This is a genomic window from Pseudarthrobacter sp. fls2-241-R2A-127 (assembly GCF_030209355.1).
Taxonomy (GTDB): Bacteria; Actinomycetota; Actinomycetes; order Actinomycetales; family Micrococcaceae; genus Arthrobacter.
The window spans coordinates 1-11,324 of sequence record NZ_JARVSF010000059.1 but is presented as its reverse complement, the minus strand read 5'-3'; the positions used below and the strand labels follow the sequence as shown (position 1 = coordinate 11,324).

At 64.4% G+C, this 11,324-nt stretch carries 12 protein-coding genes; 4 read left to right on the top strand and 8 right to left on the bottom strand.

Annotated features, from left to right (window positions below; genetic code table 11):
* On the top strand, window positions 1-187 hold a 187-nt coding region (locus QRN53_RS21755), incomplete at its 5' end, for a hypothetical protein (RefSeq protein WP_285245889.1).
* A 178-nt stretch (window positions 188-365) separates the two neighbouring features.
* Here the strand turns inward: QRN53_RS21755 and tyrS are convergent.
* The 3 genes from tyrS to QRN53_RS21740 are packed head-to-tail and all read right to left on the bottom strand — an operon-like array spanning window position 366 to window position 4,674.
* The gene (gene tyrS, locus QRN53_RS21750) at window positions 366-1,679 is read right to left on the bottom strand and encodes a tyrosine--tRNA ligase (RefSeq protein ID WP_285245888.1); all 1,314 of its coding nucleotides are present in this window, start codon (window positions 1,677-1,679) and stop codon (window positions 366-368) included.
* Between the two features lie 34 nt (window positions 1,680-1,713).
* Window positions 1,714-3,942, bottom strand: a complete 2,229-nt coding sequence (locus tag QRN53_RS21745) for a HelD family protein (protein WP_285245887.1) — start codon at window positions 3,940-3,942, stop codon at window positions 1,714-1,716.
* Between the two features lie 51 nt (window positions 3,943-3,993).
* Window positions 3,994-4,674 (bottom strand): DNA-3-methyladenine glycosylase, encoded by a 681-nt coding sequence (locus tag QRN53_RS21740; RefSeq protein ID WP_285245886.1) that lies wholly within the window; start codon window positions 4,672-4,674, stop codon window positions 3,994-3,996.
* A gap of 128 nt (window positions 4,675-4,802) precedes the next feature.
* On the opposite strand from QRN53_RS21740, the gene QRN53_RS21735 reads away from it, so the two are divergent.
* Both QRN53_RS21735 and QRN53_RS21730 read left to right on the top strand, forming a co-directional pair.
* Entirely contained in the window at window positions 4,803-6,281 is a 1,479-nt protein-coding gene (locus tag QRN53_RS21735) for an AlkA N-terminal domain-containing protein (protein ID WP_285245885.1), read from the top strand.
* Window positions 6,278-6,772, top strand: a complete 495-nt coding sequence (locus QRN53_RS21730; RefSeq protein ID WP_285245884.1) for a methylated-DNA--[protein]-cysteine S-methyltransferase — start codon at window positions 6,278-6,280, stop codon at window positions 6,770-6,772. Before QRN53_RS21735 ends, QRN53_RS21730 begins: the two co-directional genes overlap by 4 nt.
* Before the next feature lie 3 nt (window positions 6,773-6,775).
* Here the strand turns inward: QRN53_RS21730 and QRN53_RS21725 are convergent, their stop codons facing one another.
* The 4 genes from QRN53_RS21725 to QRN53_RS21710 form a co-directional block, all read right to left on the bottom strand.
* The gene (locus QRN53_RS21725) at window positions 6,776-7,513 is read right to left on the bottom strand and encodes a maleylpyruvate isomerase family mycothiol-dependent enzyme (protein ID WP_285245883.1); all 738 of its coding nucleotides are present in this window, start codon (window positions 7,511-7,513) and stop codon (window positions 6,776-6,778) included.
* Between the two features lie 21 nt (window positions 7,514-7,534).
* Window positions 7,535-8,083, bottom strand: coding sequence for a pyridoxine/pyridoxamine 5'-phosphate oxidase (locus QRN53_RS21720; protein WP_285245882.1), 549 nt, complete (start codon window positions 8,081-8,083; stop codon window positions 7,535-7,537).
* 234 nt (window positions 8,084-8,317) lie between these two features.
* Complete coding sequence (locus QRN53_RS21715; protein WP_285245881.1) at window positions 8,318-8,989, bottom strand: hypothetical protein; 672 nt, start codon at window positions 8,987-8,989, stop codon at window positions 8,318-8,320.
* Window positions 8,983-9,594 carry an RNA polymerase sigma factor gene (locus tag QRN53_RS21710; RefSeq protein WP_285245880.1) on the bottom strand — a complete coding sequence of 204 codons (612 nt, stop codon included), beginning with the start codon at window positions 9,592-9,594 and terminating at the stop codon, window positions 8,983-8,985. The genes QRN53_RS21715 and QRN53_RS21710 overlap by 7 nt, the downstream gene beginning before the upstream one ends.
* Window positions 9,595-9,818: 224 nt before the next feature.
* On the opposite strand from QRN53_RS21710, the gene QRN53_RS21830 reads away from it, so the two are divergent.
* Entirely contained in the window at window positions 9,819-10,250 is a 432-nt protein-coding gene (locus QRN53_RS21830) for a DUF5956 family protein (RefSeq protein ID WP_350224195.1), read from the top strand.
* 44 nt (window positions 10,251-10,294) lie between these two features.
* On the opposite strand, the gene QRN53_RS21705 is transcribed toward QRN53_RS21830, so the two are convergent.
* Window positions 10,295-11,149 (bottom strand): IS3 family transposase, encoded by an 855-nt coding sequence (locus QRN53_RS21705; protein ID WP_285245879.1) that lies wholly within the window; start codon window positions 11,147-11,149, stop codon window positions 10,295-10,297.
* Window positions 11,150-11,324 lie beyond the last annotated feature (175 nt).

Below are 11,324 nucleotides of genomic sequence, written 5' to 3'. Positions count from 1 at the left end.
AACAATTGGTATCAACAAACTTGGCACACTATTGAGTTCTCAAACAACAGACACATATCGAATACTTGCGGAAACAATTCTAAGAATTTCTATTCCGTATTTCTTCGCTGCGATGTTTTTATCTTATTTCATTCATATTCACTTTTGCAAATCCGGCGATTTTCCCGGAATTCACTCGGTGGAATGAATCCGCCCAGCAGAATAAGAAGCAATTTCTCCAAGTCCACGTGTTCCGCGGCAAGAATTGCTTCTCATCAGTTGGGGGTTTGTCACCACTCAGCGGCGGCGACTCAGAAAACATTACACGCCCCCCGGCAGCCGTGCAAATCGGCTGCCGAAGGGCGTGCATGAAGGTCCGGAAGGTGCTAGGGAACCACCACTTCAACGGTGGCAAGGTTCTTCTTGCCCCGGCGCAGCAACAGGTACTGCCCGTGCAGAAGTTCGGATTCGGAAATCACGGCTTCGGGATCGGACACCTTCTCGTTGTTCACGTAGGCGCCGCCCTCCCCTACGGTGCGGCGGGCAGCGGACTTGCTCTCCGAAAGGCCGGATGCCACCAGCAGGTCCACGATTCCCATCTCATCCACCTGCACGGTAGCCGTGGGAAGTTCTGAAGTGGCTGCCTGGAGGGTTGCCTTGTCCAAAGCAGCCAGATCGCCGTTCCCAAACAGGGCAGCCGACGCGGCGATGACCTTTTCTGTGGCTTCCACGCCGTGCACCAAAGAGGTCACTTCGAAAGCAAGCTTCCGCTGGCCTTCCCTGGCGAACGGCCGCTCGGCCACGGACACGGCGATTTCTTCGATCTGCGCACGCGTCAGGAAGGTGAACACCTTGAGACGGTCAACTACATCGGCATCTGCCGTGTTGAGCCAGAACTGGTAAAACGCGTAGGGGCTGCACATGCCGGCGTCGAGCCAGATGGCGTTGCCCTCGCTCTTGCCGAACTTGGTTCCGTCAGAGTTGGTGATGAGCGGGGTCCCCAGGGCGTGGACACTCTTGCCCTCAACCTTGCGGATCAGTTCCGTACCGCTGGTGAGGTTGCCCCACTGGTCCGAGCCGCCGGTCTGCAGGACGCAGCCGTAGTCGCGGTAGAGCTGGAGGTAGTCCATGCCCTGCAGGATCTGGTAGCTGAACTCGGTGTAGCTGATGCCCTCATCCGAGCTCAGCCGCGATGCTACGGCGTCCTTGCGCAGCATGGTGCCCACGCGGAAGTGCTTGCCCACTTCCCGCAGGAAGTCGATGGCGCTCAGCGGCGCCGTCCAGTCCAGGTTGTTGACCATCCTGGCAGCGTTGTCGCCGTCAAAGGAGAGGAAGCGCTGCACCTGGGCCTGGAGGTAGCCGACCCACTCCGCCACCGTGTCCTTGGTGTTCAGGGTGCGTTCCGCCGTCGGACGCGGATCCCCGATCATGCCGGTGGACCCACCCACCAGGCCGAGCGGCTTGTGGCCGGCGAGCTGGAGGCGGCGCATGACGAGCAGCTGGACGAGGTTGCCCAGGTGCAGGCTCGGCGCGGTGGGGTCGAAACCGCAATAGTACGTGACCGGTCCGTTGGCGAGGAGCTTTTCCAGCTCTGCTTCATCGGTGGAGACATGGACCAGCCCACGCCACTTCAGTTCCTGCCAAATGTTGGCGAAAGTGGGGTCGTTGCGCTGCGGTTCGAGGTTGTTCAGTTCTGGCACGCTTCCTAAGTTAGCAGTAACGCCGAAGGCCCTGTCAGCCGGCAATCCCGGCCGGCACGGGTTCGGCGGCAATCAGCCGGAGCCGCTGCGTGGCACGGGTCATGGCCACATACAAGTCGCCGACTTTGCCGTGTTCGTGGTTGAGCATGGTGGATGGCTCCAAGACCACGACGCCGTCGAACTCCAAACCCTTGGCCTCGCGCGGGCTGATCACCACGATGTCCTGTTCGTAGCTTCCAGCCCCGGTCCCGATCCGTCGCCCATACACAGCGCGCAAGGCTGCCGTGGCCTGAGGCAGGAGGTCACCGTCTGCAATCACGGCGAGCAGGCCGCCGTCGAGCGCTCCCAACTCCTCCGGAAGAACCTCAACGAGCCGGTCCACCACGGCGCCGGCCGCAACCTCATCGATGATCGGTGACCAGCGTCCCTCACGAACCGCCTTGGGAGCGGACACCACCAGGCCGGCGGCGTTGGCCATCCTGACGGCGGCCTCCGCGATCTGGGAGGGCGTGCGGTAATTGACGGTCAGCTCCTCCAGCTGCCACCGGTCACCGAACATCGGGGCCAGCGCGCCCTGCCACGAGTTGGCACCGGCCACCGAGCTGGTCTGGGCGATGTCCCCCACGATGGTGAAGGACTTCAGTGGGCAGCGCCGCACCAGGAGCCGCCACTGCATGGGCGAAAGTTCCTGGGCCTCGTCCACCACGATGTGCCCGAACGCCCAGGTCCGGTCGCTCGTGGCACGCTCGGCGGCGGTCTGCCGGGCGTCCTGCTCCTGGTTCTGCTCGGCAAGCTCCTCCGCGGACATCAGCGGATCAACGCCGGCGGCCTCCATGTTGACCAAAGTCTGCTTCGCGTTGGCGAGGTCCCGGGCACGGTCGTGCTCCTGCTGTGCCAGCCCGCGCCCGGCAGCCGGGTCCAGCTCGCCGAGCAGTTCGGCGGCCTCGTCAAGCAGCGGGACGTCGGATTCCGTCCACGGGGCATCGGCCGGGCGCTGCAGGAGGGCCCGCTGGGCCGGGGTCAGGTGAGGGGTGCAGAACTCCAGGATTTCCGGCTTGCTGAAGAGGTCGGAGATCAGCTTCTCCGGCGTCATGGGCATCCAGCACAGGTTCAGGGCGATCCGCACGTCCCGGGCGGTCCGCACATCCTCGGCCAGGTAGGAGCGGTCGGCATTGTTGCCGATATTCCCGGCTTCGACGAGTTCGGTCATTTGCTCGGTCAGTTCGCGCAGCAGGATCTTCACGAACGTCACTCGTGCTTCGTTGTACGGCTTGCCGGTGGCGCGGGCGCGTTCCCGGGCACGGCGGACCTGCCGCGGCGTCAAGGTGAGTTTGCGCCCGTCCACCTCCAGGACCCGGTTCTGGGCGGGGACGCGCATCCGGTTGGACACGGCGTTGGCCACGATGACAGCCATGTCCAGGCGGCCCTTGATGGCGGCCACGTCCGCGTCCGCTTCGGGCACGGCATGGATGCCTGGCATCAGGCGGCCAACGCTGGCCATGACAACCCCGGTCTCACCGAGGGAGGGCAGCACGCGTTCGATGTACTTCATGAACGACGACGACGGGCCGACCAGCAGGACGCCCGCGCTTTTGAGCCGGTCACGGTGGGTGTAGAGCAGGTAGGCGGCACGGTGCAGCGCTACGGCGGTCTTGCCGGTGCCCGGCCCGCCCTGGACCACCACGGCACCGGAGATGGAGGACCGGATGATGCGGTCCTGCTCGGACTGGATGGTGCTGACGATGTCCGACATCCGGCCGGTCCGCTTGGAATTCAGGGCAGCGAGCAGGGCACCTTCGCCCTGGAGCGATTCCTCGTCGGTGAGCATGGCGGCGTCCAGCACATCGTCCTCGATGGCCTTGACGTCACGGCCCTGCAGGATCAGGTGCCGGCGGCGGCGCACTCCCTGCCGGTCAAAGGCGGTGGCCTGGTAGAAGTGCCCGGCCTCCGGCGCCCGCCAGTCCACCATCAGCCGCTGCAGGTCCTCGGTGGCGAGCCCGATGCGCCCGATGTACTGGGCTTCGCCGGAATCCAGGTCCAGGCGGCCGAACACCAGCCGGTCATCCACGGCGTCCAGTTGGGCCAGGCGGTCCTCATACAAGGCCGCGAACGCATCACGTTCGGAAACGTTCTGCATGGTGCCCACGGCTCCGGCCCGGCGGACCTGCGCCAGTTGGCGGCGCTTTTCCTCACGGAGCTCCTCCAGCCGGGCATACAGGCCGGCAACATAGTCCCGTTCGTGGGCCAATTCGGCGTCGAGCATCAACGTTCCCCTATCGCGAAAGACAGACCGTCCATTCTACAACCATTTCCGTTAACGCTCGTGAAACCCCGGTGGCTCGGCAGCCGGTTTGCGGATCCGTTGCTTCGCCGCTTTGTACTTGGAAACAGTGGGGTCCCCGGCAAGCCAGAAACGCCAGGCGTAATCCGCCGAACCCCCTGCGCCCGCCACGCCCACGCGCGGCCCGGAACTGACGGGCCCTCCGGGTCCGGACGGAAGCTCCAGGGCGAACGGCGGAGCCAGCGCATCCCGGCCGCTGTCCGCCGTCGTCAATCCCAGCGCTTTGGCGAGTCGGGCGGGACCGCTGGCGAGGTCGGCCGGGCTTTTCGACGTCGGGCGGCGGCGCTGTGCCAGCTCAAGCCCGTCAACAATCTCCCCGGCCCGCAGCAGCAGGGCGGATGCAACACCGGCCGGACCGCAGACAATATTGGTGCAGTGGTGCATGCCGTACGTGAAGTACACGTAGAGGTGCCCTGCGGGGCCGAACATGGGGGCGTTGCGGGGCGTGGGGCCGCGGTAGGTGTGCGAGCCGGGGTCCGGATGCAGCGAGTCCTCGGGCCCCAGGTAGGCCTCCACCTCGGTGAGCCGGACCGACACGGCGCCATCCCGGGATTCGTGGGTCAGCACGGCACCGAGCAGCTGCGGGGCCAGCTCGCGGGCGTCCGCGGACAGGAATTCCCGCAGCGCCTCCGTTGCCCCAATGCTTTGGTTCATTGCTCGACCTTACCCAGATGCAGCCGGTTTCATCTGCGCGCCCAAGGCCCCGTCACTCGAGTTTCCGCGCCCACGGCCATGTCCGATTCCCGCTAGTAGCAGTAGCGCGCGGCTGGCAGGATGGAGGAATGGACTTCTGGCAGCGCTACCGGGCAATTGATGCCCGCGACCCCCGGTTCGACGGCCAGTTCTTCACAGCCGTCCGCACCACCGGGATCTACTGCCGGCCCTCGTGCCCGGCCCGGACGCCGAAGGCATCGAACGTGACGTTCTACGAGACGTCCGCGGCCGCACACGAGGCAGGGTACCGGGCGTGCAAGCGCTGCCTCCCGGAGGCTGTCCCGGGAACACCCGCCTGGAATGTACGCCAGGACGTTGCCGGCCGGGCGATGCGCCTGATCAACGACGGCATCATCAACCGGGACGGCGTGGCGGGTCTTGCTGCCCGGCTGGGCTACTCCGCACGCCAGCTCAACCGCATCCTCGGCCAGGAACTCGGTGCCGGTCCTTTGTCGCTGGCCCGTGCGGCGCGGGCACAGACCGCACGCACCCTGCTGGTGTCCACGTCGATGAAATTTGCCGACGTCGCCTTCGCCGCCGGCTTCAGCAGCATCCGGCAGTTCAACGACACCATCGCCGAAGTGTTCGACATGACCCCCACGGCGCTGCGCCGGACCGCCCGGCATCCGGCAGCTGCGGCGGGCGCCACCGCCCTGACGCTGAGCCTGCCCTACCGGGCGCCGTTTGATACCGGCATCTTCTCCTTCCTGGCCGTGCGTGCCATCCCGGGAATCGAGGTGGGCACGCCCACCTCCTACGCGCGGACCCTGCGCCTGCCGCACGGCGACGCCCGATTCCGGGTGGAGTACGACGACGACGCGCGGGGGCGGCCCCTGACCCTCACCGTCGGCGCGGTGGACCTGCGCGACCTTCCGGCCCTGCTCAGCCGCGTCAGGCGCCTGTTCGACCTCGACGCGGACCCGGAGGCGATTGACGGCACCCTCGCCGCCGACCGCCGGCTGGCGCCTTCCGTTGCCGCCGCCCCCGGGATGCGGCTTCCAGGGGCATTGGATCCGCAGGAGCTACTGGTACGTGCGATGGTGGGGCAGCAAATCACGGTGGCGGCCGCCCGGACCGCGCTGACCCAACTCGCCGCCGCCAGCAGCCCCGCCGGCGCACCCGGTGAAGGCCTGGAGCGGTTGTTCCCGACGCCGGCGCAGATCACGGCGGCGGGATCTTTGCTGCGCGGTCCCCGGCGGAGGATTGAATCGTTGCTGAACGCCGCGGACGCGATGGCCGGCGGGCGCCTTGAGTTCGGGTACGGTGACGACCTGCCAAGCCTCACCGCGGCACTGTTGCCGCTTCCCGGCGTCGGGCCCTGGACGGTGGGGTACGTCGCCATGCGGGTCCTCGGCGCACCGGACATCTTCCTTGCCAACGACGCCGCCGTTCGCAACGGGATCCGCGCCCTCGACAATGGGGAGGGCACCTTGAGCGCGGACTTCCGGGAGAGCAGCCCATGGCGCTCCTACGCCACCATGCACCTCTGGCGCGCCGCCGCCCGGCCCGCCAATCCATCCACCACCCCTGCGAAAGGGACGCCATGAAAGCCCAACTGCTCCAGCTGTCCACCCTGGACGGTCCGTTCACCATCCTCGCCCGGGACGGCGCGGTCCTGGCCTCGGGCTGGACAGCCGGCCTGCCGGATTTGATTGGCCAGGTCCACCCCTCGCTGCGGCCCGACGCCGTGGAAGAGGTGACGGACCTCGGCGGCATCTCAACCGCCGTCGAAGCTTTCTACAGCGGCGATCCCGCCCCCGTCATGGCAGTGCCGGTCCTCCAGCAGTCCGGACCGTTCCGTGCGCACGCCTGGGACGTGCTGCGGGAGGTCAAACCAGGTTTCCCTGTCACGTACACCGAGTACGCCGCCCTGGCAGGGAACCCCAAGGCCGTCCGGGCCGCGGCCAGTGCCTGCGCCTTCAACGCGGCCGCCCTCTTTGTCCCCTGCCACCGGGTCATCCGCACCGACGGCTCATTGGGCGGCTTCCGCTGGGGCCTGCGGATCAAGGAGAGCCTGCTGGCCCGCGAGGCCGCCTGAGGCTCAGGCGGGGTCCGGCATCGCCGAAGGCCAGGGCAGCAGGTCCGGGAGGTCCGTGCCGTCGCCGGCGGCGGTGGCGCGGAGGCTGTCCAGCGATGGCTGCCGGCCGGCGAGCCACGCGGCGATGTCCGTGACCATGCCGCTGACGACGACGGTGCTGCCGCCCGCGCCGAGGGCCAGCGGCGGCAGGGCCACGGGCTGCAGGACCAGCCGCTTGTCGGGTGGAATCCGTGCGGCGAGGAAGTCGAACAGGTGGTAGCAGAATTCCTTGCTCCAGGCTTCGGGGCCCGCTCCGGTGTCCAGGTCCGAGGTATGGATGACCAGTTCCCGCCAAAGCGCCAGGCCGGCGTCGAAAATCACGCCGTTGCGGAACGCGATGGGTGTCTGCCACTCCTCATCGTCCAAGGCATCGAAGGATGTGAGCGCCCTCTGCATGGCTTCGGCGACGTCGTCCCGGTGCTGCTGAAGGCTGTGCCCGGCGGCAAGATCGATGGCACGGTTACGGCCGTCCACGCCGCCGTCGTAAAGCTCCACGGTCTCTCCGCGACGGCCGTATTCCACCTGGCGGGCCAACGCGTTACAAATACCGGTGATATGGGCCAGGAGGTGTCCGCGGGTCCAGCCGGGAAGGGTGGACGGAGCGCGTTCGCCGCCATCCGGGACCCGGTCCATGGCGGCGGTCAGGGCCGCGCCGGCCTTGTGCAGCCCAGCCAGCAGGCCGGCAGGAGTAGGAGACGTCATGCGGCCAGCCTAGCGGAGCTGTCAGGAGAGCGGCCGCCCTTCCGGGCCGACACGGTGGCGCACGTGGTGGCCGTCGTTGCTGGCCTGCCAGAACTCGATCTCAACAGGCTGCAGGGCGTAGAGCTGCCAGTGCGGGTTGTCCGTGCCGTCGGCCCTGGGGCGCTCATGCCAGTCAACGGCGGACGCCTCCGCGGACAGTTCGGTCACGGCGCCTGCTACGCGGACCTGGCGGCCCAGGCCGGGCCAATAGAAGTTCATCGCTGCCCGGGGTGACTCCGCCAGTTCCCGGCCCTTGCGGGAGGTGCGGGACGTGGCGAAGTGCCAGCCGTCGTCGTCGATGTTCTTCAGGATCAGCATGCGCGAGGACGGCTGCGGGACGCCATCGGTGGTTTCCCCGACCGTGGCGAGGCTGAACGCGTGCGGCTGCTGCTCCCCCGCGTCCAGCGCCTCGTCCAGCCACTGCTTGAACAGCAGGGCCGGGTCCTGCGGAGCGTTGTCCGGGTCGAAGCCCGGCAGCTCGGACGGAAAGTCTGGCAGGGTGCGAAGGAACTTGCGGAAGGTTTCGCTCATGGCCCCAGCCTAGCCACAGACGCCAAGGGCCCCGGGGAACCATTGAACTGGTCCCCGGAAGTTGGACTCGTAAATGTGCGAGTTCCATTTTAACGGCTGGCGTCGGCTGTTCGAGGAAGTCCCCGTCCGAGTCGGACGGGGACTTCTTCCTTATACTCTTCCCCGTTTAGAGGTCCTTTAGGGCGCCGATGAACGTGGCAGGCTAGCTGCCTCTCGTGGCAAGCCTTGGCTGTATCAATTGTTGTTGCGGACGAGAAAGTTCGGCGCCTGTCGGCTCCAGCCGGCCTCGTTCTTCACTGATTCCAAGCTGCTCTCTGCAGCCGCAGGAACTACTAACCAACCTGCCTCAGTTCTATCCGGGGTCTCGATTTTGAGGCCGTAGGACTCGAAGCTCTTCAATAGTGTGCATCCCAGCGATTTGCTTTCCCCTCGGGCATCGACGGGAATCATGCAGATCGTCTTGCCGGCGGTGGCGCCATTTGTGATCTGTTCCGGGGCGGGGGCACCGTAGTACCTGATCGTTGCGCTGTGTCCCAGGAGCCTGGTCTGGGACGGGTCAATACCTGTATTGGCTAGAACCGGCAGGGCTCCGGCAGGCAGCTTATCCACTTCCTGCTGAGCCTTGGTCAGTGATTCGATGATTCTCGAAGCGTCTTCCGATCGGTCCTCGGGTGTTAGAGCCAGTGCCAACGCACCAAGAACTAACCCACCCGCGAGAGCGCCGGCGCCTACCCGCAGACCCAGTCGTTTCCGAGTACTTGCCGATGAATCTTGCGGCCGCAGGTGTTGAAAGTGGGACCGCTGACCCTGAGCACGCTCGCGGTTCTTTACTGCCTTCGGCATTTCTATTAGCTGCTGTCGGAGCGCATCACTGCGGTCAGTCTGGAACTGTTGTGATCTCACCATGTTCTCCCCTCGTGAAGTGAGTGATCATGACGTGGCTCAGGTGAATCCAGTTGCCCGTACAAGGCACCGAGCCTGGTCTTCGCGCGGTGCAGGCGGGATTTCACGGTTCCCTCTGCAACACCGAGGGCCACGGCGGCTTGCCGCAGGCTTAACCCCTCAATCACACACAAAGTGATGACGTCGCGATCCTGAAGCTTGAGGCGCGAGAAAGCATCCCGCAAAGTCCTGGCCTCCGACTCGCGCTCGGCAGCATCAACAACTTCATCGGCGATATCCGCCGTCAGGGCCGGTGGCGGAAGCTGTTCCAAGAAGGACCTGTAACGTCTTCGCTGCCGATTGTGATTCCGGATCGTGTTATTTGCCGTGACCAGTAGCCAGGCAACGATGCTGCCGTTGACGATGCGCACGTACTCCCGCCGGCGCCAGGCTTCATAGAAGACGATGGCCGTGATGTCCTCCGCAGTATGGGCCGATCCAACGACCCGCATTGCATGCGTGAGCACCCTGTCCCGATGACGATCGAAAAGGGCCCCGAATGCATCACCATCACCGTTTACCGCGAGCAGCCACAAGGCCTCATCCGTGTCATCTGATCCCCCACTCATACTTCATAGTGTCCGGATCATCGGAATGGTTCCATCTTTTTGTGAGAGAAGGTCCTAGTCCAGCTGTGCTGACTGACCGGGACTTACGCCGCGATCGGCTCTTTACAGAAGTGCCCGTCCCCCTTGGGACGGCCACTTCTTCGTTGCTCGGTGTCGGCCTGGCCAACTTCGATGTACTTTGAGTCTGTCTCTTAGTCTTCATTTGACCTAAAGGGTGTTTGCGCGTGTGGAACGACTTTTTGACAGTGCCATCACTAGCCGGATTCGTCTTACTTCCTGAGAACGGGTGGGAAGCGCTGGTACTCGCCGTCGCTGGCCCTGGCTGTGGTGTCCGCAGTCCCAGACGCAGTGTTCAAAAGGTGCTTCCAGTTGTTGTGACAACCGCAGGCTCCACGACGACGACCAGGAGCGTCCCTTTCACGGATCAGGACCAAGAGATTATTGACGATTTTCTCGATGAGTACCTTGTGGCAGCGGGGTTTGAGCCTCGGCCGAGGGGCTATGACTGGTACTTGCGGTTGCCCAATGGAATCGCGTCTTTAGACGAACTAAGCGTTCTCCTCAACGCCGCTCTGGCTGCGGAAGATGCTGGCGGTCATCCATCCCAAGTCCGTTCTGTGTTTGAAAGAGTTATCGCGAAGCTTTATACGCAGTGAGGGTCCCTATGCGAAGCATCCCGTTCAAGTGTGCTGAAAAGGACCTATGCCGCAAGCATCTGAGCACGATACTGTACTGGGCTCCTGCCCTTCAGCTTGGTTGAAATTCTCTCTTCGTTATACCAGCGGATGTATTCGTGCAGTGCTGCTGTTAGGGCTTCGGTGTTGAGGAATCGGACACGGTGGAAGAGTTCTTCCTTGAGGTGTCCGAAGAAGTTTTCCATCACGGCGTTGTCATAGCAGTTGGCTTTGCGGGACATTGATTGGACTGCGCCGGCGTTCGCCAAGAGGCCCCGCCACGAGATGTGCTGGTACTGGAACCCCTGATCCGAATGCACGAGGGGTTGCTGCCCAGGATCCAAGCATGTCAGGGCTGCACGCAGTGAACTGTTAGTCAGATCCAGGTTCGGGGATGTGCTGATGCTGTGGGCAATAATCTGCCGGTCGAATAGGTCCATTACCGGCGAGAGGTAGAGCTTGCGGTCTCCGACACTGAACTCTGTCACGTCAGTTACCCACTTCTGGTTTGGGGCAGCGGCGTCAAACTTCCTGTTCAGGAGGTTGGGAGCAATGATGCCCGCCTCGCCTTGGTAGGAGTTGTAGCGCTTCCTGCGTCGGACTCTGCAGAACAGGCCGAGTGTTCGCATCAACTTCAGCACGGTCTTCTTTGCAACTGCCCAGCCGAGATTGAGCAGTTCACTGTGCACACGCCGGTGCCCGTATCGGCCATGGTTCTTCTTGAAGATGTCCCTGATCGAGGCCTTGAGCTCCTCTTGCGGGTCAGGGGCTTGGAGGCGCGCCTGGTGATAGAAAAACGTGGATCGTGCAAGGCCTGAGACCTGAAGAAGAAGCGGAAGCGGGAAGTCAGCCTTGAGGGCGATGAGGGCCTGGACCTTCATCTTTGTTTTTGACCCCTCAAGGCTCGCAATTTTCCCAGATATGCGACTTCGGCCCGCAGGCGTTCGTTCTCCCGCCGTAGCCGTTCTAGCTCGGATACTTCTGCAGGCGGTGGGGAGTCGGGCTTCCGGGGTCTGCCCTTGGGCTTGGGGCGTAAGGCGTCCACGCCTTCACGAC

What these genes read in the sequence shown, in the direction of transcription:
- QRN53_RS21745 (WP_285245887.1), bottom strand. Translation starts at nt 3,942, where the DNA reads ATGCTCGACGCCGAATTGGCCCACGAACGGGACTATGTTGCCGGCCTG.
- QRN53_RS21740 (WP_285245886.1), bottom strand. Translation starts at nt 4,674, where the DNA reads ATGAACCAAAGCATTGGGGCAACGGAGGCGCTGCGGGAATTCCTGTCC.
- QRN53_RS21735 (WP_285245885.1), top strand. Translation starts at nt 4,803, where the DNA reads ATGGACTTCTGGCAGCGCTACCGGGCAATTGATGCCCGCGACCCCCGG.
- QRN53_RS21730 (WP_285245884.1), top strand. Translation starts at nt 6,278, where the DNA reads ATGAAAGCCCAACTGCTCCAGCTGTCCACCCTGGACGGTCCGTTCACC.
- QRN53_RS21725 (WP_285245883.1), bottom strand. Translation starts at nt 7,513, where the DNA reads ATGACGTCTCCTACTCCTGCCGGCCTGCTGGCTGGGCTGCACAAGGCC.
- QRN53_RS21720 (WP_285245882.1), bottom strand. Translation starts at nt 8,083, where the DNA reads ATGAGCGAAACCTTCCGCAAGTTCCTTCGCACCCTGCCAGACTTTCCG.
- QRN53_RS21715 (WP_285245881.1), bottom strand. Translation starts at nt 8,989, where the DNA reads ATGGTGAGATCACAACAGTTCCAGACTGACCGCAGTGATGCGCTCCGA.
- QRN53_RS21710 (WP_285245880.1), bottom strand. Translation starts at nt 9,594, where the DNA reads ATGAGTGGGGGATCAGATGACACGGATGAGGCCTTGTGGCTGCTCGCG.
- QRN53_RS21705 (WP_285245879.1), bottom strand. Translation starts at nt 11,149, where the DNA reads ATGAAGGTCCAGGCCCTCATCGCCCTCAAGGCTGACTTCCCGCTTCCG.